A 20,071-nucleotide genomic window follows, 5' to 3' on the forward strand; every position below is an offset into this window, starting at 1 on the left:
ACTTTCCTTTTTTTGGTAAGTTCAGATTGAGTATAGGAAAGTATCAATCATTCTGCCTGGAGGCGTTGTTATGCTGGTTTACGTGCGCTGAGCAGAAACACCATCGGCCGCTCTTTTTCTTCATCTAAAGCCGGGTTTTCAGCAATCTGTTGCGCGGACGGTCCCCATTCATCGACACAGACGATCTCGAATCCGGCGGCAATCAGCGCATTAATCCAGGTCGCCAGCTTACGGTGCTGTTTTTTGACGCCTTCAGCAAACCAGTTACTGATGCGCTCACCTTCCTGCTGATAATGATTAACCGGCCAGGACAGCTGCCCAGTTTTATCTTTTATCCAACCCTGATTAAGCGGTGCGGTATAAATTGGATGCTCGGCAGAGAAAACTAACATACCGCCTGGTGTTAATGACTGGTAAATGGTTACGAATAATCGTTCTATATCGTGCAAATAGTGCAGGGCAAGCGAGCTATAAACCAGGTCAAAAGAATTTGGGGACAGGGTTAGCGTTTCGAGATCTTCACGCTGATAAACGATGCCATTACCCTGCGTCATACTGTGTGCCTGGGTTAACATTTTTTGTGAAATATCCAGTCCCATTACGCTGGCTGCCTGATTATCGCGCGCGTAGCGGCAAAACCAACCATATCCACAGCCCAAATCAAGAATGTTTTTGCCTTGAAGAGAGGGGAGCATCGCTTGTATTGTCGGCCATTCTGGCGCGCCGTCGAGTCCCTTTACTGAACGATCCAGCGTGGCATATCCGGCAAAGAACTCAGGATCGTCATAGATATTCTGTGACATAACATCTCCATCCATTAATTATTAAAATTATTTAATCTATATTATTCACTAGATGTATATTTTGCTGATTATATATTTTTATTGCCAAAGATGTATTGCCACGCGTAACTAAAAAAGCAACCGCGACAAGTCGTAATCTCTGCACATCTTTTCTTACCTGTATATCTCCATGAATCGTAATTCTGTGTTTGTCACGACGGCATTGTTGCCGCTTTTTGTTCTGATGTCTGGCTGCGCGCCGATGCATGATGACCGCCAGTCTCTGTCACAGCAGACGCCTGCCGCAAATGTCGATACCACATTGCCTGCCGCGTTAAAAAATGGCTGGCCGGACAGCCAGTGGTGGAAGGCATATCACGACCCCCAGCTTAATGCGTTGATTGACAGCACGTTACGAAATTCTCCTGATATGCAGGTCGCGGAACAGCGCATTCAACTGGCGGAGGCGCAGGCTAAGGCCGTGGAAGCGCAAGATGGCCCGGAGATCGACTTCTCCGCAGACGTTGAGCGTCAGAAAATGTCAGCTGAGGGGCTGATGGGACCGTTTGCTACTGATTTGGATGGAAATACAGGGCCGTGGTACACCAACGGTACCTTTGGTTTAACCGCCGGCTGGAATCTGGATCTGTGGGGTAAGAATCGGGCCGAAGTGACTGCGCGCATTGGAGCCGTTAAGGCGCGTGAGGCTGAGCGCGAGCAAACCCGGCAGCTACTGGCGAGCGGTGTCTCCCGTCTTTACTGGGAATGGCAGACGCAGGCCGCACTGAAAACCGTGCTGACGCAAATCGAAAGCGAGCAGCAAAATGTGATTACCGTCGATCGTCAACTGTATCAAAACGGCCTCACTTCTTCGGTGGAAGGTGTTGAAACCGATATCGATTCCAGCAAGACGGAGCAGCAACTGAACGATGTCAGCGGTAAAATGAAGGTGATTGAGGCGCGCCTAAGCGCGCTGAGCAACTCGCAGTCCGTTGCCCTGAAGCTCCATTCGACCAAACTGCCCGTGGTTGAAAGTCAGCTCCCGTCCCAGCTAGGTTATTCGCTGCTGGCCCGTCGACCAGATTTGCAGGCAGCACACTGGTACATTGAGTCATCGCTGAGCAGCATTGATGCGGCGAAAGCGGCGTTTTATCCCGATGTGAATCTGATGGCATTTTTACAACAGGATGCGTTACATCTGAGTGACCTGTTCCGCCATTCCGCGCAGCAAATGGGCGTAACCGCCGGGCTGACGCTGCCTATCTTTGACAGTGGCAGGCTGAATGCGAATCTCGATATTACGAAAGCGCAAAGTAACCTGACGGTGGCGAATTACAACAAAGCTGTGGTGGATGCGGTGAATGACGTGGCACGTGCGGCATCGCAGGTAGAAACACTGGCGCAGAAAAATCAGCATCAGCAGCAGATTGAACATGACGCTCAGCGCGTAGTGGGGCTGGCACAGGCGCGCTTTAATGCGGGTATTATTGCGGGCTCCAGGGTTAGCGAGGCAAAGATCCCGGCATTACGTGAGCAGTGCAACGGTCTGCTTTTGCAAGGCCAATGGCTGGATGCTTCAATTCAGTTGACCAGTGCGCTGGGCGGCGGTTATCACGCATCCTGATTGTTCGGCCCGACGGTGTTCCGCTGTCGGGCCATCTTCATTGCGCTTTACGCGTGCTTCGACGTTTCATCCACCAGCGAACGCCCGCGACTATCCCAATAGCCAGCACCAGCCAGATGCCATGCTTGATATGCTGGTCGAGGCTGTGCAGCCACGGTGCAATCACTTCACCACCGACGTAGCCAAGGGTGGTAAATAGCAATGCCCAGACAAACGCGCCAAGAATATTCAGCGGTAAAAAGATCTTCGGCGGCAGGTGACTGGCGCCAATCAGTAAGGGACCAATAACGCGAAAGCCGTACATAAAGCGCGTACCGACCACAAACAGGTAAGGACGTCGTTGGATCATTTTCTGCGCATAATGAATTTTCGCCTGATGGCGCGAGAAACGACGCAGAATTTTGCCGCCAAAACGACGTCCGAGTAAATAGAGCAACTGATCGCCAATCATCCCACCTAGTGCGACCGAGAGTACCACCAGCGGGAATTTCAGGACTCCCTGATGCGCCACGACGCCGCCTAACAGGGTAATGGTTTCACCTTCCGCCAGGCTGCCGATGATTAACGCAGCATAGCCGTACTGCGCAACATAATGCGTTATATCCATACGTTGTATGACCTCCACGGTAATAGCATACACCCTATGAATACTTGATGCCGGAAAAGACGCATAGTAGCGCTTAACGTCGTTCAGTTCCCTAATGCCTGATGGCGCTTCGCTTATCAAGCCTACGGCTTACACACTTTTTACCCGGCGCTTCGGTATTTTTCATGTGTACATAAAATAATCAAAAGCTGAATTATACTTGAAGTGTTGAGGTCCGGAGCTGACAAGAAGGGGGCGGTATGAACCATGTCTGGGGGCTGTTTTCCCATCCCGATCGTGAAATGCACGTGATCAACAGCGAAAACGAAAGTGTTTCGCATCACTATACCCACCATGTACTGCTGATGGCGGCAATCCCGGTTGTTTGCGCGTTTATCGGTACCACGCAAATCGGCTGGAATTTTGGCGATGGCAATATCCTGAAGTTATCTCTGTTGACCGGATTTGCGATGGCAATTCTGTTTTACGGGGTGATGCTGGCAGGCGTCGCCGTCATGGGCCGGGTTATCTGGTGGATGGCACGTAATTACCCGCAGCGCCCGTCGTTGGCGCATTGCATGGTCTTTGCAGGGTATGTCGCGACGCCGCTGTTTTTAAGCGGATTGGTCGCACTTTATCCGCTGGTCTGGCTGTGCGCATTGGTGGGGACCATTGCGTTGTTTTACACCGGTTATTTACTCTATCTCGGCATTCCGACGTTCCTGAATATCTCTAAAGAGGAAGGCCTGAGCTTTTCCAGTTCGACGCTGGCGATCGGTGTGCTGGTACTGGAAGTTCTGCTGGCGATTACGGTAATCCTGTGGGGTTACGGCTATCGGTTATTCTGACGGATAAACCTGTCTGCGTTGCGTTGTTGACGTAAAAGTCAGCAACGCAGCATTTCGAGACGATTCTCCTGTGGCGGCAAACCTGCCGGATCGCTATGATGCCTGAGCTAGCTTGAGATAATACTTAGTCTCTGGCGGTGTGCGTTGTGACGTGCGTGAACCATTATCAGAAATCTCATCATGCTGAAATTCCGAGTTTCATTATTAAGCCTTGCCCTGGTGCTGGCCGTTCCTTTTGCACCCCAAGCCGTGGCTAAAACGGCAACTACCGCAGCAGCTTCTCAGCCTGAGATAGCGTCCGGTAGCGCGATGATTGTTGATCTGAATACCAACAAAGTTATCTATTCGAACCACCCGGACCTTGTGCGTCCGATTGCGTCGATTACCAAATTAATGACCGCGATGGTAGTGCTTGATGCACGACTGCCGTTGGATGAGAAGCTGAAAGTTGATATCAGCCAGACGCCGGAAATGAAAGGCATCTACTCTCGTGTGCGACTGAACAGTGAAATTAGCCGTAAAGACATGCTGCTGCTGGCGCTGATGTCATCAGAAAACCGTGCGGCGGCGAGCCTGGCGCATCATTACCCTGGCGGTTATAACGCGTTTATTAAGGCCATGAATGCCAAAGCGAAAGCGCTCGGCATGACTCAGACTCGCTTTGTGGAACCAACCGGCTTATCGATTCATAACGTCTCGACCGCCCGTGATTTAACCAAGCTGCTGATCGCCAGCAAGCAGTATCCGCTGATTGGCCAGTTAAGCACCACGCGTGAAGATATGGCGACCTTTGCCAACCCGGCTTATACGCTGCCATTCCGTAACACTAACCATCTGGTATACCGCGATAACTGGAATATTCAGTTAACCAAAACCGGGTTTACCAATGCGGCAGGCCACTGTCTGGTGATGCGCACCGTGATCAATAACAAACCGGTGGCGCTGGTGGTGATGGATGCGTTCGGTAAATATACCCACTTTGCCGATGCCAGCCGTTTACGTACCTGGATCGAAACGGGCAAGGTGATGCCGGTTCCGGCAGCGGCGCTGAGCTATAAAAAGCAAAAAGCGGCGCAGATGGCAGCGGCGGGTTCAGCGACGAGCGAGCAAACTGCACAGAACGATTAAATAAGACACCTCATCCGGCATACACATAGCTAATGTAGCGGTAGGCCGGGCAAGCGAAGCGCCCCCGGCAACATGCCCGGTGGCGCTTATCTTTTTCTGGTTTACGACTCTTTCCAGAACTTTTGCTTACTCGTTTTCCCAATCCCCGGATTCATACTGTTGGTGGGGTCATTCTCGCGGTAAAAACGGGTTAATGTTTCCGGTGCTTTATACAGATGTCCGACGTTATGCTCTGCTGGATACTGTGCTCCGCGCTCGTGCAGAAGCTCCAGCATCTGCTCTTTCAGGGCATGCGCATCCACGCCTTTTTTCACGATGTAATCCTGGTGGAAGACGTAGCACATAAAGTGGCCGTAATAGAGTTTGTGCACCAGTTGGCTGTCGATCTCTGCAGGCAGATGCTCGTACCATTCGGTGTCGTTACGGCGCAGCGCGATATCCAGCGCCAGAATATCTTCCACTTCATCGGCATGTACGGCCTGATAACGAATCGCCGCGCCAGCCGCCGCAAAGCGATGCAAAAACGCCTTGCTGCCTTCTTCCGGCGTACAGGCAAAGAAGTCGCCTTCAGCGGTTTTGAAAAACTCGCTTAGCCAGTTTTGCGCTTCAGCCACGCCACCACCGGCCATTTTTAACAGCAGGTGATGTTCGTACTTATCGCGCCAGCTTTTCATGCGCGCGGGTAAGTGGCTGGGGAACAAATGGCCAAATTTCTGCATTGCCCGATCGGTGAAATGTGGACGGAAAATTTTCACTTTTTCCAGCATTGCATCGGTGCGACCTTTCAGGGTGAAGAAGAACGGCATTTTGTCGGTGCCGAGCTTGTCGATCATCAGAAACGTATCTTTGCCGTATTGCTCAGCGATGTCATAAATATCGCGGTGCATATATTCACCGGCGACCGGCAGATGCTCAAATTTTGCCAAAATATGACGGCGGATCTCCGTCAGCACCTCTGGCTGGTTGGTACCGATGTAAAAGACCTGCTGGTTTTTTTCGGCTTCGAAGGTGTCCAGACGCACCGCAAAAACCGCGAGCTTGCCTGCACAACCGGATGATTCAAACAACCGATCCGGGTCGGCGTTATAGCGAGCGGGCGTGTCCGCCTCAATATCTCTGACGCGGGTAACGTAGTCGTGATCGTGTGCATGACGCCCGTCATGGCGCACATCGTCATCTTTGATACGCTCGTCATCAAGTTTGCTAAGGATCTGTTCTGGGGTCTGGCCCAGTTCGATACCCAGATGGTTAACCAGCTGTAATTTACCCTGCTCGTCAATACGCGCAAACAGCGACATCTCCGTGTATGCCGGACCGCGCTGAACCAGCGAGCCGCCGGAGTTGTTACAAATACCGCCAATCACTGAAGCGCCGATACAGGAAGATCCGATCACCGAATGCGGCTCACGGCCAAACGGTTTGAGCGCTTTTTCCAGTGAATAAAGCGTGGTGCCGGGATAGGCCAGCACCTGTTCGCCTTTGCCGATGACGTGCAGCTTATCAAGGCGCAGGGTGCTGATAATGACAATCTCGCGGTCGTAATCATTACCGCTTGGCGTAGAGCCTTCGGTCAGCCCAGTGTTGGCGGCCTGCATCAGGATAATTTTATCTGCGGCGACACAAGCGTTCAGGACGCGCCACAATTCTAAAAGCGAGCCAGGGAACACCACGGCGAGTGCATCGCCCTGACCGGAACGGAATCCCTTGCGATAGCGGGCGGTTTTAGCAGGGTCTGTGAGCAGGTGTGAATGACCTACCAGACGGGTCAGTTCATTCAGAAAAGCTTTATTATCTGTTGTAATGGAAGACATTCTCCACTCCTTGTGGTGGGACTCAATATCAGGAACAAGCATAGCGCTTTGTATGACAATACGCTTTCTCATTCACATTGTCTCTGGGTTGTCTTCCACTGAGTCGCGTTGGTTTCGAAAATTAGGAGAATAACCTTAGCTTTCTTTATCGCTCCCGTTTAGTCTTACGGCAAACTGCGGTTTTTGTTATATTTTCGCTGCCTCGTCGGGAAAAAATAAAGAGAGAATCAACATGAAATGGCTATGTTCTGTAGGTGTCGCGGTGAGTCTGGCGTTGCAACCAGCGCTGGCGGACACGCTGTTTGGTAACCATCCTCTGACGCCAGAAGCGCGGGATGCATTCGTTACCGATTTACTTAAACAGATGACCGTGGATGAGAAAATTGGGCAACTACGCTTGATAAGCGTCGGGCCTGATAACCCGAAAGAAGCCATCCGCGAGATGATCAAAGACGGGCAGGTTGGGGCAATTTTTAACACCGTCACGCGCCAGGATATCCGCAAAATGCAGGATCAGGTGATGGAGCTCAGCCGCCTGAAAATTCCTCTCTTTTTTGCCTACGACGTATTGCACGGCCAGCGTACCGTGTTCCCGATAAGTCTCGGCCTGGCGTCCTCTTTTAATCTCGATGCGGTCAGAACCGTTGGCCGTATTTCCGCGTATGAAGCTGCCGATGATGGTCTGAATATGACCTGGGCGCCAATGGTCGATGTCTCTCGCGATCCGCGCTGGGGCCGTGCTTCAGAAGGTTTTGGTGAAGACACGTATTTAACGGCTACGATGGGTAAAACCATGGTGGAAGCGATGCAGGGGAAAAGCCCGGCTGACCGCTATTCGGTGATGACCAGCGTCAAGCACTTCGCCGCCTATGGCGCGGTTGAAGGTGGCAAGGAATATAACACCGTCGATATGAGCCCACAGCGCCTGTTCAACGACTATATGCCGCCGTATAAAGCCGGGCTGGACGCCGGTAGCGGTGCGGTGATGGTGGGTCTTAATTCGCTGAACGGTACGCCTGCAACCTCAGATGCCTGGCTGCTAAAAGACGTGCTGCGTGATGAGTGGGGCTTTAAGGGGATTACCGTTTCCGATCACGGCGCGATTAAGGAACTGATTAAGCACGGTACCGCCTCCGATCCTGAAGATGCGGTGCGTGTGGCGATCAAGTCCGGCATCAACATGAGTATGAGCGATGAGTATTACAGCAAATATCTGCCGGGCTTGATTAAATCCGGTAAAGTGACGATGGCGGAGTTGGACGACGCCGCGCGTCATGTGCTGAACGTGAAATATGATATGGGGTTGTTTAACGATCCGTACAGCCATCTGGGGGCCAAAGAATCTGACCCACAGGACACCAACGCAGAAAGCCGTTTGCATCGCAAAGAGGCGCGTGAAGTGGCGCGCGAAAGCCTGGTGCTGCTGAAAAACCGTCTGGAAACGTTGCCGCTGAAAAAATCCGCCACCGTGGCGGTTGTCGGTCCGCTGGCCGACAGCAAGCGTGATGTGATGGGCAGTTGGTCCGCCGCCGGTGTTGCCGATCAGTCGGTAACGGTGCTGACGGGGATTAAAAATGCCGTCGGCGAACAGGGCAAAGTGCTGTACGCCAAAGGGGCGAATATCACTAACGACAAAGGCATTGTCGATTTCCTCAACTTGTATGAAGAAGCGGTAAAGGTTGACCCGCGTTCGCCGCAGGCGATGATCGATGAAGCCGTTAACGCCGCGAAGCAATCTGATGTGGTTGTCGCGGTAGTCGGTGAGGCGCAGGGCATGGCGCATGAAGCCTCCAGCCGCACCGATATCACCATTCCACAAAGTCAGCGTGACCTGATTGCCGCGTTGAAAGCCACGGGTAAACCGTTGGTTCTGGTGTTGATGAACGGTCGTCCGCTGGCGCTGGTGAAGGAAGATCAACAAGCCGATGCGATCCTCGAAACCTGGTTTGCCGGGACGGAGGGCGGTAACGCCATCGCCGATGCGCTGTTTGGTGATTACAATCCGTCAGGCAAGCTGCCGATGTCTTTCCCGCGCTCTGTTGGACAGATCCCGGTCTATTACAGCCATCTCAATACCGGTCGTCCGTATAACGCCGATAAGCCGAACAAGTACACGTCGCGCTACTTTGATGAAGCCAATGGTCCGTTGTATCCCTTTGGTTATGGCCTGAGCTACACCACGTTTACGGTTTCTGATGTGAAGCTCTCTTCTCCGACGATGAAGCGTGACGGAACCGTGACGGCCAGCGTGCAGGTGACCAACACCGGCAAACGCGAAGGTGCAACGGTGATTCAGATGTATTTACAGGATGTGACCGCCTCCATGAGTCGTCCGGTAAAACAGCTGAAAGGTTTTGAAAAAGTGAATCTTAAGCCAGGTGAAACCCAGACCGTCAGCTTCCCGATTGATATTGAAGCGCTCAAATTCTGGAACCAGCAGATGAAATACGATGCAGAGCCTGGCAAATTTAACGTTTTCATCGGCGTGGATTCCGCCAGAGTGAAGCAGGGCGAATTTGAACTGCTGTAATAGATGAATAAAGTCATGCAGCATGCCTGATGGCCCTACGCTTATCAGGCTGACAAAGTCGTATCATCCGGCAAATTCATATTGGGTTTGCCGGATTTTTTTTTATTTTATTATCGCCTTACCGCTAATAACTCTCAGCGTTACCACCCAATTGCCAGGTTAAGGCTTGATTTTTCGACTATGCTTTTTCCTCAAGTCTCTGAAAAGGGCCGCAAAAGGATGAGGAGTACAGCATGATAATCTCAAAAGTATCGGTGGGTTCGCTGGCGCTGTTAGCCGCGATCAGCCTACCCTTACAGGCCGCGTCACCCGTCACGGTTGGTTCAAAAATAGATACCGAAGGGGCGCTGCTCGGCAACATTATTTTGCAGGTGCTCGAAAGCCATGGCGTGAAAACTGTCAATAAAGTACAGCTGGGCACCACCCCAGTAGTGCGTGGGGCAATCACCTCCGGTGAGCTGGATATTTATCCGGAATATACCGGTAATGGCGCATTCTTTTTTAAAGATGAAAATGATCCCGCGTGGAAAAATGCGCAGGCCGGTTTCGAGAAAGTGAAAAAGCTGGATGCAGAGCAAAATAAGCTGGTCTGGCTAACACCTGCACCCGCCAATAATACCTGGACCATTGCGGTACGCCAGGATGTCGCGCAAAAGAACAAGCTTGAGTCCCTTGCTGATTTAGGCCGCTACCTGAAAGACGGGGGAACATTCAAACTTGCTGCCTCTGCTGAATTTATCGAACGGGCTGACGCGTTGCCTGCGTTTGAAAAAGCCTATGATTTCAAACTGAATCAAAATCAGCTGTTGTCGCTAGCTGGGGGAGATACCGCGGTGACGATTAAAGCAGCGGCGCAGCAGACTTCTGGAGTCAATGCGGCGATGGCTTATGGCACCGATGGCCCGGTTGCGGCGCTTGGTCTGCAAACTTTAAGCGATCCCAAAGGTGTCCAACCCATTTATGCGCCAGCACCCGTCGTACGTGAATCGGTGCTGAAAGACTACCCGCAAATGGGAGAATGGCTACAACCGGTTTTTGCCAGCCTGGATGAAAAAACGTTGCAGCAGCTGAATGCCAGTATTGCCGTGGAGGGGCTGGATGCGAAAAAAGTTGCAGCAGACTACCTGAAGCAAAAAGGATGGGTGAAGTAACGGAGTTTGCAGCAGGTGGGTGTTTTGTCAAAGATTTCAGTTAATCGGGTGCTGTTGTTACTGGTACTTCTTACCTTCGCGGCGGCAGCGCTGCCTTTCATTAGCTATGCGCCTAATCGCCTGGTCTCCGGTGAGGGGCGCCAACTCTGGGATATCCGGCCCGACATGGCGTGGGGATTGGCAGTAGCCTGTTCGCTGCTGTTTCTTCTGTGCTTTGTACCGGGAAAGCCCGGCAATATATTGACGCTTGTTATTAGCCAGTTGCTGGTTATTGCAGCGCTGGTAACCGCAGGAACAACGGCAACGTATCTGGCCCAGACGGGAAGTCCACTGGCCAGAACCAGCCTGGGCAGCGGGTTCTGGTTGGGGCTAGGACTGATGCTGCTGGCCGCCAGTGACGCCATTCGTCGCATAACCGAGCTGGCATCATGGCGTTGGCTGTTGCACGCGCAAATGTTTATTTTTCCGCTGGTGCTTTTGTTCTCCGGCACGTTTAACGATCTTTCCCTGCTTAAAGAATATGCCAACCGCCAGGATGTCTTCAACGACGCCCTGGCGCAGCATCTGACAATTCTGTTCGCTACCGTGGTGCCCGCGCTGCTTATTGGTGTGCCGTTGGGCATCTGGTGTGCTTTCTCTGTCTCCCGTCAGGGGCCGGTTTTTGCGGTACTGAATATCATCCAAACCATTCCCTCAGTCGCGCTGTTTGGCCTGTTAATTGCGCCCCTTGCCGGGTTGGTGAAGCACTTTCCTTTGTTGGGTTCGCTCGGCGTCGCCGGAACCGGCCAGACGCCTGCGCTTATTGCGTTAGTGCTGTATGCGCTGTTACCGCTGGTACGTGGCGTTGTGGCTGGGTTGAATCAGGTGCCGCAGGATGTACTGGAAAGCGCCCGAGCGATGGGGATGAACACTTTCCAGCGGTTTGTCTCAGTGCAGTTCCCGCTGGCATTGCCGGTCTTCTTGCGCAGTTTACGGGTAGTGATGGTGCAAACGGTGGGAATGGCGGTGATTGCTGCGCTGATTGGCGCAGGGGGATTTGGCGCGCTGGTCTTTCAGGGATTGCTCAGTAGCGCCGTCGATTTAGTGTTGCTGGGCGTGATCCCGGTTGTGGTACTGGCGGTATTGATTGATGCGCTGTTTGATTTAGGGCTCGCGCTGCTAGAGGTATCGAATAATGATTGAATTTCGCCATGTCAGTAAAACCTATGGCCAGCAAAAAGCCGTTGACGACCTTAATCTGCGGTTGGGGGAGGGCAGCTTTTCGGTGTTAATTGGCACGTCAGGTTCCGGGAAATCCACCACGCTGAAAATGATCAATCGGCTGGTTGAACATGACAGCGGACAGATTCGCTTTGCCGGGGAAGAGATCCGCAGCCTACCGGTGCTGGAGTTAAGGCGGCGCATGGGATACGCGATTCAGTCTATTGGCTTGTTTCCCCACTGGACCGTCGCGCAGAACATCGCCACGGTGCCGCAGCTACAAAAGTGGTCGCGTTCACGTATTGATGACCGAACAGACGAACTGATGGCGCTGCTGGGTCTTGAGGAAAGTTTGCGCCATCGTTACCCGCATCAGCTGTCTGGCGGGCAACAGCAACGGGTCGGAGTGGCGCGTGCCCTGGCGGCAGATCCGCAGGTACTGCTGATGGATGAGCCTTTTGGCGCGCTGGATCCGGTCACCCGCGGTGCGCTGCAGCAGGAGATGACGCGTATTCATCGTCTGCTCGGGCGTACCATTGTGCTGGTGACGCATGATATCGACGAGGCGCTAAGGCTGGCGGAGCATCTGGTTCTTATGGATGCAGGAAAGGTAGTGCAGCAAGGCACGCCGCTGTCGATGCTGACAGCACCGGCGAACGAATTCGTGCAAACATTCTTTGGCCGTAGTGAACTGGGCGTACGTCTGCTGTCGCTTCGCACGGTAGGGGATTTTATCCGTCGCGGTGAACACACAGCCGGTGAACCGTTGGTAGATGAAATGACGCTGCGTGATGCGTTGTCGATGTTCGTAGCGCGTGGTTGCGACGTCTTGCCGGTCGTGACCCCGCAGGGGTTGTCCTGCGGGACGCTTCATTTTCGTGATTTGCTTTCGGAGATGCCGACCCGTGAAACGTCTTGCTGATCCGTTGTTATGGCTTATTGTCCTGTTTCTGGTCCTGTTAGTTGGGTTGCCTCATAGTCAGGCCTTGTTCAGTGCGCTATTTCCGGCGCTACCGCGTCCCGTGTATCAGCAGGAAAGTTTTGCGGCGCTGGCACTGAGCCATTTTGGCCTGGTGGGGATTTCAAGCCTGATTGCTGTTCTTATTGGCACCGGGGCCGGTATAGCGGTAACCCGGCCCTGGGGCGCGGAATTCCGGCCGATGGTGGAAACCATCGCCGCCGTGGGGCAGACCTTTCCGCCAGTTGCGGTGTTGGCGATAGCTGTACCGGTGATGGGATTTGGTCCTGAACCGGCAATTATCGCGTTGATCCTGTATGGCGTATTACCGATCTTGCAGGCAACACTGGCGGGACTCGGCGGAATTTCACCCAGCGTGATGGATATTGCCAGCGGAATGGGCATGAGTCAGGGGCAGCGGCTGCGTAAAGTCGAGTTGCCGCTGGCGGCCCCGGTGATTCTGGCCGGGATTCGCACGTCGGTGATTATTAATATCGGCACCGCAACCATCGCCTCAACCGTTGGGGCGAACACGCTGGGTACGCCGATTATTATCGGGCTGAGTGGGTTCAATACCGCCTATGTGATTCAAGGAGCGCTGCTGGTCGCGCTGGCGGCGGTAATTGTTGACCGCGGGTTTGAGAAATTAGCGAGGCATCTTACCCGGCACGTAAAATAAAGGTATAGCCTGCCAGCATGACACCGCCGATACCGCCGATGGCCATCAGCAGGAAGAGGGTAATGACACCGATTTTAGCTGCGCTCATTATGCACTCCTTATATGAATTCAAGGATTGTACACGTTTGTTAATAGAATATTAAATGCCGAGTGGATAAATATCGTGACCCAACGCGCGCCATTCGTTCAACTGTTGCTGCTGTGCGGGCGTTTGGCTCTCGCCGCACCAGACGAGTAAGGTTCGACCTTCAAACAGCTCCGGTCGCAGTTGGTTCAGCGAATGGGCAAGGACGTCAATGCGCCATCCCTGCTGGCTGGCGACCCAACCTTCCAGCCATAAACGGGTCGTATCCTGAATGTTCCAGCCAACCACCAGAGCATCTTTCCCCTGTTTCTTACGTGCTGAGGCCAGACAAATCGCGATGTAGTTGATCAGTACGCCGTCGAGGATCCCCAGTAACGCCTGCAGGATCGGCTGTTGGCATTGCAGACGTCGGCGTAACGGAATGAACAAATGGGTATTGAGCGTTTGTGCGGGATAATCCTGGCCACGCTCTTTGATCCAAAGTCTGAGACTATGCAGATTATTACTTTGCAAATAGCTCAACAGCGTCTCTTGTTGTTCACGCCAACCGTTATGCACATCAATGCTCTCATTGCTGAGCAACATTTTAACCTTGCTGACCTGAACACCGTTGTTTATCCAGCGTTTTATCTCGCGGATCCGGTCGATATCCGCATCGTTAAACAGGCGATGCCCGCCGTCTGTCCGCTGCGGTTTAAGTAATCCGTAACGCCTCTGCCACGCGCGTAAAGTGACAGGGTTGATATCACAAAGCAAAGCCACTTCACCTATTGTGTAAAGCGCCATCGTCGTCTCACTCTTGCTCGCGAGGTCCCAGTTTTACTTTAGACGCTCTTTTGCGAACCAGGTAGTTTTGTCTGTTTTTTGATCTATGAATGGGTGATTTTGTAACCATGCTCGCGCTTTCGAGTGATCGTTCTCACAAATTCGTCTTTTTTTGCAACACTTCAAAGAAAGTTACACGCAGCCCATGTATGTTACGCGCTTTTAAGTGATGTGTGGTTGGCGGGTATGTACGAGTTTAATCTGGTGTTGCTGCTGCTTCAGCAGATGTGTGTGTTCCTCGTTATCGCGTGGCTCATGAGCAAAACGCGTTTGTTTATCCCGCTGATGCAGGTGACTATCCGACTCCCGCACAAACTGCTTTGCTATGTTACTTTTTCCATTTTCTGCATTTTAGGTACCTATTTCGGGCTGCACATTGATGATTCTATTGCCAACACTCGCGCTATAGGCGCGGTGATGGGCGGGCTGCTTGGCGGCCCTGTGGTCGGTGGTTTAGTTGGTCTTACCGGCGGTTTGCATCGTTATTCGATGGGTGGGATGACTGCGCTTAGCTGCATGATCTCGACCATTGTGGAAGGGTTGCTCGGCGGGTTGGTGCACAGCGTGCTCACCCGTCGTGGTCGTACCGATAAAGTCTTTAGTCCGCTGACTGCGGGGGCGATTACCTTTGTCGCCGAACTGGTGCAGATGCTGATCATCTTATTAATTGCCCGTCCGTTTGACGATGCGTTTCGGTTGGTCAGCAATATTGCCGCGCCTATGATGGTAACCAATACCGTGGGCGCCGCCTTGTTTATGCGTATTTTGCTCGATAAACGGGCGATGTTTGAAAAATATACCTCCGCTTTTTCCGCCACAGCACTCAAAGTTGCCGCCTCAACAGAAGGTATTTTACGCCAGGGGTTCAACGAGGTTAACAGCATGAAGGTTGCTCAGGTGCTGTATGAAGAGCTGGATATCGGTGCGGTGGCGATTACCGATCGTGAGAAACTGCTGGCGTTTACCGGTATTGGTGACGATCACCATCTACCCGGCAAACCTATTTCATCGTCATATACCCAACGCGCGATTGAAACCGGAGAGGTGGTGTATGCCGATGGGAATGAAGTTCCTTACCGTTGCTCTTTGCACCCGCAATGCAAATTAGGCTCGACGCTGGTGATCCCTCTGCGAGGTGAAAACCAGCGGGTAATGGGGACCATCAAACTGTATGAAGCCAAAAACCGCCTCTTTAGTTCGATCAACCGTACGCTGGGGGAAGGGATCGCCCAACTGCTTTCGGCACAGATTCTGGCCGGGCAGTATGAGCGGCAAAAAGCGATGCTCACGCAGTCGGAAATAAAACTCCTGCACGCCCAGGTCAATCCCCATTTTCTGTTTAATGCACTCAACACCATCAAAGCTGTAATCCGCCGCGATAGCGAGCAGGCCAGCCAACTGGTGCAGTATCTGTCGACGTTCTTTCGTAAAAATTTAAAACGCCCGTCGGAAATTGTGACGCTGGCCGATGAAATTGAACACGTTAATGCTTATCTGCAAATTGAGAAGGCACGATTCCAGTCGCGTCTTCAGGTGACCTTGACGGTGCCAGAAGAACTTTCGCATCAGCAATTACCCGCCTTTACTCTGCAACCCATCGTGGAGAATGCCATTAAACACGGTACTTCTCAGTTACTGGATACCGGTGAAGTATCGATCACCGCCCGTCGCGAAGGGCAATATCTGATGCTGGATATCGAAGACAATGCCGGGCTGTATCAGCCAACCTCAGAAGCCAGTGGACTGGGTATGAATCTGGTCGATAAACGACTGCGTGAGCGGTTTGGCGATGATTTTGGCATCAGCGTAGCGTGTGAACCTGACCGCTTTACTCGAATCACTTTACGACTTCCTCTGGAGGAACTGGCATGATCAAAGTGCTGATTGTCGATGACGAACCGTTAGCCCGGGAGAATCTGCGGATCCTGTTGCAAGAGCAAAGCGACATCGAGATTGTCGGTGAATGTTCGAATGCGGTGGAAGCCATTGGCGCGGTGCATAAATTGCGTCCGGATGTTCTGTTCCTTGATATTCAGATGCCGCGAATCAGCGGCCTGGAAATGGTTGGCATGCTTGATCCCGAGCATCGTCCGTACATTGTTTTTCTGACCGCCTTTGATGAGTATGCGGTGAAAGCCTTCGAAGAACATGCGTTTGATTATCTGCTCAAGCCGATTGAAGAAGCACGGCTGGAAAAAACGCTGATCCGTTTGCGTCAGGAGCGCACTAAGCAGGATGTATCACTGCTGCCAGAAAATCAGCAGGCGCTGAAGTTTATTCCGTGCAGCGGCCATAGCCGGATTTATTTGCTGCAAATGGATGATGTGGCGTTTATCAGCAGTCGCATGAGTGGTGTGTATGTGACGAGCAGCGATGGCAAAGAAGGCTTCACTGAGTTGACGCTCAGGACGCTGGAGAGCCGTACTCCTCTTCTGCGTTGCCATCGGCAATATCTGGTAAATATGGCGCAATTGCAGGAGATCCGTCTGGAAGACAACGGTCAGGCGGAACTGATTTTGCGTAACGGACTGACCGTTCCGGTGAGTCGTCGTTATCTTAAAAGTCTAAAAGAGGCGATTGGACTGTAAAACTGATACACTGCGCGCCATTGCATCACCGACAGTTGAAGGCTCTATGCTAAGTAACGATATTCTTCGTAGCCTGCGCTACACCCTGAAAGCGAACAATAACGACATGGTGCGTATTCTTGCGCTTGCTGACATGGAATCCACCTCCGCAGGTTTCGATACCTGGATGACAAAAGAAGATGAGGCTGGGTTTGTTCGTTGCCCGGATATCATTCTCTCCGGTTTTTTAAACGGCCTGATTTATCATCTGCGTGGTAAAGATGATTCTGCACCGGAACTGGCGCTGGAGCGTCGTGTTAATAACAATACTGTGCTGAAAAAGCTGCGTATCGCCTTTTCGCTGAAAACCGACGATATTCTGGCTATTATGACCGAGCAGAAATTCCGTGTGTCGATGCCGGAAATTACCGCCATGATGCGTGCACCTGATCATAAGAACTATCGCGAATGCGGCGATCAGTTCCTGCGTTATTTTCTGCGTGGTTTGACATCACGGGTACATAACGCGAAGCCATAAAAAAAATGGGCGACCCGATTAACATAGGGTCGCCAATGGTTTACTTCACTTCTTTAAAACCAGCCGATTCCATTACCGTTTGCATTTGCTTCATGCTGATGTTTTTATCGGCGTTTTCAGATAGCTTCATCCCTGAAATGGCCTGCAACGCTTTTATATCAACTTTTTCCATATCGATAGTGACATTTTCTTGCGCGTAGGTATCTGAATAGGTGAGTTTTTCTTCTATGCCAGGAATGTTCTGATATTTGGCGCTTAATGCGTCGAATACTTTTGCTGCTTCCTCTTTATTGCTGGCACCGACTGACGCATAGCTAATTTTACTTTCGGAGATTTGCTTCAGGACCTTATCACCTTTATAGGTGTAAGAGACGGTGATATCAGAACCATTAATGTTGGCATTGAATGTTTTTGTCTCTTCTTTATCACCACATCCCGCCAGGGAAAAAACCACAATCGATGCCACGGCGAGAGAAAATAATTTTTGTAACGCTTTCATGTAAAACTCCATTTCATGAATATCGGATGTTAAATAATAACGTCCACGAATCTGGTGAGCCCGGACTACCTTGATACCAGAGCAGTATAGAATAAATCTAATATTAACAACGAAGCAGTCCGAAAATGGAGCAGGGGTTAAGATTAGAGGAAGCACTTGCGTAGCAAAAAAAAGCGCTGCGGTTGCAGCGCTTGAGATGTTTGATTTACTTCACCTGTTGGCCTGGTTTTGCACCTTCGTCCGGGCTTAACAGGAAGATATCTTTCCCGCCAGGACCTGCGGCCATCACCATCCCTTCGGAAATGCCGAAGCGCATCTTACGTGGTGCCAGGTTGGCAACCATAATGGTCTGGCGGCCAATCAGGATCTGCGGATCTGGATACGCAGAACGAATACCAGAGAAGACGTTACGTTTCTCACCACCGAGATCCAGCGTCAGACGCAGCAGTTTGTCGGAACCTTCCACGAACTCGGCGTTTTCAATCAGTGCTACACGCAGGTCAACTTTGGCGAAATCGTCAAAGGTGATGGTTTCCTGAATCGGGTCATCAGCCAGCGGGCCTGTAACCGGTGCAGCAGCTGCTTTCACTTCTTCTTTCGACGCCTCAACCAGCGCTTCAACTTGTTTCATGTCGATGCGATTGTACAGCGCTTTAAAGGTGTTGACCTTGTGGCCGAGCAGTGGCTGCTCAATGGCATCCCAGCTCAGTTCGCTGTTCAGGAAAGCTTCAACACGTTCAGCAAGCGTTGGCAGAACCGGTTTCAGGTAAGTCATCAGCACGCGGAACAGGTTGATACCCATGGAGCAGATCGCCTGCAGGTCGGCATCGCGGCCTTCCTGTTTAGCCACGACCCACGGTGCCTGTTCGTCAACGTAGCGGTTTGCCACGTCGGCCAGCGCCATGATTTCACGGATAGCTTTACCAAATTCACGGCTTTCCCATGCTTCGCCAATCACCGCTGCGGCGTCGGTGAAGGTTTTATACAGCGCCGGGTCGGCCAGCTCAGCCGCCAGAATGCCGTCAAAACGCTTAGCAATAAAGCCGGCGTTACGGGATGCCAGGTTGACTACTTTGTTGACGATATCGGCGTTAACGCGCTGGACAAAGTCTTCCAGGTTCAGGTCGATGTCATCAATACGTGAAGAAAGCTTCGCGGTGTAGTAGTAGCGCAGGCTGTCGGCATCGAAGTGCTTCAGCCAGGTGCTGGCCTTAATGAAGGTGCCGCGAGATTTGGACATCTTCGCGCCGTTCACCGTCACATAACCGTGTACAAACAGGTTGGTCGGCTTACGGAAGTTGCTGCCTTCCAGCATGGCAGGCCAGAACAGGCTGTGGAAGTAAACGATATCCTTACCGATGAAGTGATACAGCTCGGCGTCAGAATCTTTCTTCCAGTACTCGTCAAAACTGGTGGTGTCACCGCGCTTATCGCACAGGTTTTTGAATGAACCCATATAGCCAATTGGCGCGTCCAGCCAGACATAGAAGTACTTGCCAGGCGCATTCGGGATTTCAAAACCGAAGTACGGGGAATCGCGAGAGATATCCCACTGTTGCAGGCCGGATTCGAACCATTCCTGCATTTTGTTGGCGACCTGCTCCTGTAACGCGCCGCTGCGCGTCCACGCCTGCAGCATTTCGCTGAATGACGGCAGATCAAAGAAGAAGTGTTCGGAGTCACGCATCACCGGCGTTGCGCCAGACACGACGGATTTCGGCTCGATAAGTTCGGTCGGGCTGTAGGTTGCGCCGCAGACTTCACAGTTATCGCCGTACTGATCCGGAGACTTACATTTCGGGCAGGTGCCTTTAACGAAACGGTCCGGCAGGAACATGCCTTTTTCCGGATCGTAAAGCTGGGAGATTGTGCGGTTCTTAATAAAACCGTTCTCTTTCAGGCGAGTATAAATCAGCTCAGACAACTCACGGTTCTCTTCGCTGTGCGTCGAGTGGTAGTTGTCATAGCTGATGTCAAAACCTGCAAAATCAGTCTGATGCTCCTGACTCATTTCACCGATCATCTGCTCTGGCGTGATCCCAAGCTGCTGTGCTTTCAGCATGATTGGCGTACCGTGTGCGTCGTCCGCGCAGATGAAGTTAACCTGGTGGCCGCGCATTCGCTGGTAACGGACCCAGACATCAGCCTGGATGTGCTCCAGCATATGGCCGAGGTGGATTGAGCCGTTGGCGTACGGCAGCGCGCACGTTACCAGAATTTTCTTCGCGACTTGAGTCATAGTGGGCAATTACTTCTTTTG

18 protein-coding genes are annotated in these 20,071 nt (G+C 52.0%); 11 read left to right on the plus strand and 7 right to left on the minus strand.

Annotated elements, in window-relative coordinates; translation table 11 throughout:
• Window positions 1-68: 68 nt before the first annotated feature.
• Window positions 69-803 (minus strand): class I SAM-dependent methyltransferase, encoded by a 735-nt coding sequence (locus OGY67_RS01785; protein WP_008785256.1) that lies wholly within the window; start codon window positions 801-803, stop codon window positions 69-71.
• Between the two features lie 169 nt (window positions 804-972).
• Here OGY67_RS01785 and mdtQ point away from each other — a divergent pair, with 169 nt between their 5' ends.
• A complete protein-coding gene (gene mdtQ / locus OGY67_RS01790) occupies window positions 973-2,406 on the plus strand; it encodes a multidrug resistance outer membrane protein MdtQ (RefSeq protein ID WP_149281508.1) in 1,434 nt (477 codons plus the stop codon).
• Between the two features lie 37 nt (window positions 2,407-2,443).
• On the opposite strand, the gene OGY67_RS01795 is transcribed toward mdtQ, so the two are convergent.
• Window positions 2,444-3,013 (minus strand): DedA family protein, encoded by a 570-nt coding sequence (locus OGY67_RS01795; protein WP_286573220.1) that lies wholly within the window; start codon window positions 3,011-3,013, stop codon window positions 2,444-2,446.
• A 239-nt stretch (window positions 3,014-3,252) separates the two neighbouring features.
• Between OGY67_RS01795 and OGY67_RS01800 the strand changes: the two genes are divergently transcribed.
• Together OGY67_RS01800 and pbpG are read left to right on the plus strand one after the other, a co-directional pair.
• Window positions 3,253-3,840: a Yip1 family protein gene (locus OGY67_RS01800; protein ID WP_003834475.1), complete on the plus strand. Its 588-nt coding sequence runs from the start codon at window positions 3,253-3,255 to the stop codon at window positions 3,838-3,840.
• A 180-nt stretch (window positions 3,841-4,020) separates the two neighbouring features.
• Window positions 4,021-4,968, plus strand: coding sequence for a D-alanyl-D-alanine endopeptidase (gene pbpG / locus OGY67_RS01805; protein WP_048234922.1), 948 nt, complete (start codon window positions 4,021-4,023; stop codon window positions 4,966-4,968).
• A gap of 101 nt (window positions 4,969-5,069) precedes the next feature.
• Here pbpG and dld read toward each other — a convergent pair whose 3' ends face one another.
• Window positions 5,070-6,779: a D-lactate dehydrogenase gene (gene dld, locus OGY67_RS01810; protein ID WP_020996666.1), complete on the minus strand. Its 1,710-nt coding sequence runs from the start codon at window positions 6,777-6,779 to the stop codon at window positions 5,070-5,072.
• A gap of 232 nt (window positions 6,780-7,011) precedes the next feature.
• Here dld and bglX point away from each other — a divergent pair, with 232 nt between their 5' ends.
• The 5 genes from bglX (at window position 7,012) to OGY67_RS01835 (ending at window position 13,297) form a co-directional block, all read left to right on the plus strand.
• A complete protein-coding gene (gene bglX, locus OGY67_RS01815; RefSeq protein ID WP_286573222.1) occupies window positions 7,012-9,309 on the plus strand; it encodes a beta-glucosidase BglX in 2,298 nt (765 codons plus the stop codon).
• A 233-nt stretch (window positions 9,310-9,542) separates the two neighbouring features.
• Window positions 9,543-10,460, plus strand: a complete 918-nt coding sequence (osmF, locus tag OGY67_RS01820; protein WP_103014210.1) for a glycine betaine ABC transporter substrate-binding protein OsmF — start codon at window positions 9,543-9,545, stop codon at window positions 10,458-10,460.
• Window positions 10,461-10,475: 15 nt separating this feature from the next.
• On the plus strand, window positions 10,476-11,642 hold the full coding sequence (locus OGY67_RS01825; RefSeq protein ID WP_286573224.1) for an ABC transporter permease: 1,167 nt from the start codon (window positions 10,476-10,478) through the stop codon (window positions 11,640-11,642).
• Window positions 11,635-12,582 carry an ABC transporter ATP-binding protein gene (locus OGY67_RS01830; RefSeq protein WP_213752571.1) on the plus strand — a complete coding sequence of 316 codons (948 nt, stop codon included), beginning with the start codon at window positions 11,635-11,637 and terminating at the stop codon, window positions 12,580-12,582. Before OGY67_RS01825 ends, OGY67_RS01830 begins: the two co-directional genes overlap by 8 nt.
• Entirely contained in the window at window positions 12,566-13,297 is a 732-nt protein-coding gene (locus tag OGY67_RS01835) for an ABC transporter permease (protein ID WP_048234924.1), read from the plus strand. Before OGY67_RS01830 ends, OGY67_RS01835 begins: the two co-directional genes overlap by 17 nt.
• Here OGY67_RS01835 and OGY67_RS01840 read toward each other — a convergent pair.
• Both OGY67_RS01840 and mlrA read right to left on the minus strand, forming a co-directional pair.
• Window positions 13,278-13,385, minus strand: a complete 108-nt coding sequence (locus OGY67_RS01840) for a protein YohO (RefSeq protein WP_003027354.1) — start codon at window positions 13,383-13,385, stop codon at window positions 13,278-13,280. The genes OGY67_RS01835 and OGY67_RS01840 overlap by 20 nt on opposite strands.
• Before the next feature lie 51 nt (window positions 13,386-13,436).
• Window positions 13,437-14,168: an HTH-type transcriptional regulator MlrA gene (gene mlrA / locus OGY67_RS01845; RefSeq protein ID WP_286573232.1), complete on the minus strand. Its 732-nt coding sequence runs from the start codon at window positions 14,166-14,168 to the stop codon at window positions 13,437-13,439.
• 225 nt (window positions 14,169-14,393) lie between these two features.
• Between mlrA and OGY67_RS01850 the strand changes: the two genes are divergently transcribed.
• The 3 genes from OGY67_RS01850 to OGY67_RS01860 are packed head-to-tail and all read left to right on the plus strand — an operon-like array spanning window position 14,394 to window position 17,312.
• Window positions 14,394-16,079 carry a sensor histidine kinase gene (locus tag OGY67_RS01850; protein ID WP_003834458.1) on the plus strand — a complete coding sequence of 562 codons (1,686 nt, stop codon included), beginning with the start codon at window positions 14,394-14,396 and terminating at the stop codon, window positions 16,077-16,079.
• Window positions 16,076-16,795 (plus strand): two-component system response regulator BtsR, encoded by a 720-nt coding sequence (btsR, locus tag OGY67_RS01855; RefSeq protein ID WP_003840155.1) that lies wholly within the window; start codon window positions 16,076-16,078, stop codon window positions 16,793-16,795. Before OGY67_RS01850 ends, btsR begins: the two co-directional genes overlap by 4 nt.
• Before the next feature lie 46 nt (window positions 16,796-16,841).
• Window positions 16,842-17,312: a YehS family protein gene (locus OGY67_RS01860; RefSeq protein WP_003834454.1), complete on the plus strand. Its 471-nt coding sequence runs from the start codon at window positions 16,842-16,844 to the stop codon at window positions 17,310-17,312.
• Between the two features lie 40 nt (window positions 17,313-17,352).
• Here the strand turns inward: OGY67_RS01860 and OGY67_RS01865 are convergent, their stop codons facing one another.
• Window positions 17,353-17,811: a YehR family lipoprotein gene (locus tag OGY67_RS01865; protein ID WP_071444692.1), complete on the minus strand. Its 459-nt coding sequence runs from the start codon at window positions 17,809-17,811 to the stop codon at window positions 17,353-17,355.
• A gap of 205 nt (window positions 17,812-18,016) precedes the next feature.
• A complete protein-coding gene (gene metG, locus OGY67_RS01870) occupies window positions 18,017-20,050 on the minus strand; it encodes a methionine--tRNA ligase (protein ID WP_286573234.1) in 2,034 nt (677 codons plus the stop codon).
• Window positions 20,051-20,071 lie beyond the last annotated feature (21 nt).

Source organism: Citrobacter sp. Cpo015 (genome assembly GCF_030333035.1).
Classification (GTDB): Bacteria; Pseudomonadota; Gammaproteobacteria; order Enterobacterales; family Enterobacteriaceae; genus Citrobacter; species Citrobacter portucalensis.

Bases quoted from the DNA above. Each gene is read 5' to 3' on its own strand.
- OGY67_RS01865 (WP_071444692.1), bottom strand. From the start codon at position 17,811: ATGAAAGCGTTACAAAAATTATTTTCTCTCGCCGTGGCATCGATTGTG.
- OGY67_RS01785 (WP_008785256.1), bottom strand. From the start codon at position 803: ATGTCACAGAATATCTATGACGATCCTGAGTTCTTTGCCGGATATGCC.
- OGY67_RS01860 (WP_003834454.1), top strand. From the start codon at position 16,842: ATGCTAAGTAACGATATTCTTCGTAGCCTGCGCTACACCCTGAAAGCG.
- dld (WP_020996666.1), bottom strand. From the start codon at position 6,779: ATGTCTTCCATTACAACAGATAATAAAGCTTTTCTGAATGAACTGACC.
- OGY67_RS01795 (WP_286573220.1), bottom strand. From the start codon at position 3,013: ATGGATATAACGCATTATGTTGCGCAGTACGGCTATGCTGCGTTAATC.
- pbpG (WP_048234922.1), top strand. From the start codon at position 4,021: ATGCTGAAATTCCGAGTTTCATTATTAAGCCTTGCCCTGGTGCTGGCC.
- OGY67_RS01830 (WP_213752571.1), top strand. From the start codon at position 11,635: ATGATTGAATTTCGCCATGTCAGTAAAACCTATGGCCAGCAAAAAGCC.
- metG (WP_286573234.1), bottom strand. From the start codon at position 20,050: ATGACTCAAGTCGCGAAGAAAATTCTGGTAACGTGCGCGCTGCCGTAC.
- osmF (WP_103014210.1), top strand. From the start codon at position 9,543: ATGATAATCTCAAAAGTATCGGTGGGTTCGCTGGCGCTGTTAGCCGCG.
- btsR (WP_003840155.1), top strand. From the start codon at position 16,076: ATGATCAAAGTGCTGATTGTCGATGACGAACCGTTAGCCCGGGAGAAT.
- bglX (WP_286573222.1), top strand. From the start codon at position 7,012: ATGAAATGGCTATGTTCTGTAGGTGTCGCGGTGAGTCTGGCGTTGCAA.
- mlrA (WP_286573232.1), bottom strand. From the start codon at position 14,168: ATGGCGCTTTACACAATAGGTGAAGTGGCTTTGCTTTGTGATATCAAC.
- OGY67_RS01800 (WP_003834475.1), top strand. From the start codon at position 3,253: ATGAACCATGTCTGGGGGCTGTTTTCCCATCCCGATCGTGAAATGCAC.
- mdtQ (WP_149281508.1), top strand. From the start codon at position 973: ATGAATCGTAATTCTGTGTTTGTCACGACGGCATTGTTGCCGCTTTTT.
- OGY67_RS01850 (WP_003834458.1), top strand. From the start codon at position 14,394: ATGTACGAGTTTAATCTGGTGTTGCTGCTGCTTCAGCAGATGTGTGTG.
- OGY67_RS01840 (WP_003027354.1), bottom strand. From the start codon at position 13,385: ATGAGCGCAGCTAAAATCGGTGTCATTACCCTCTTCCTGCTGATGGCC.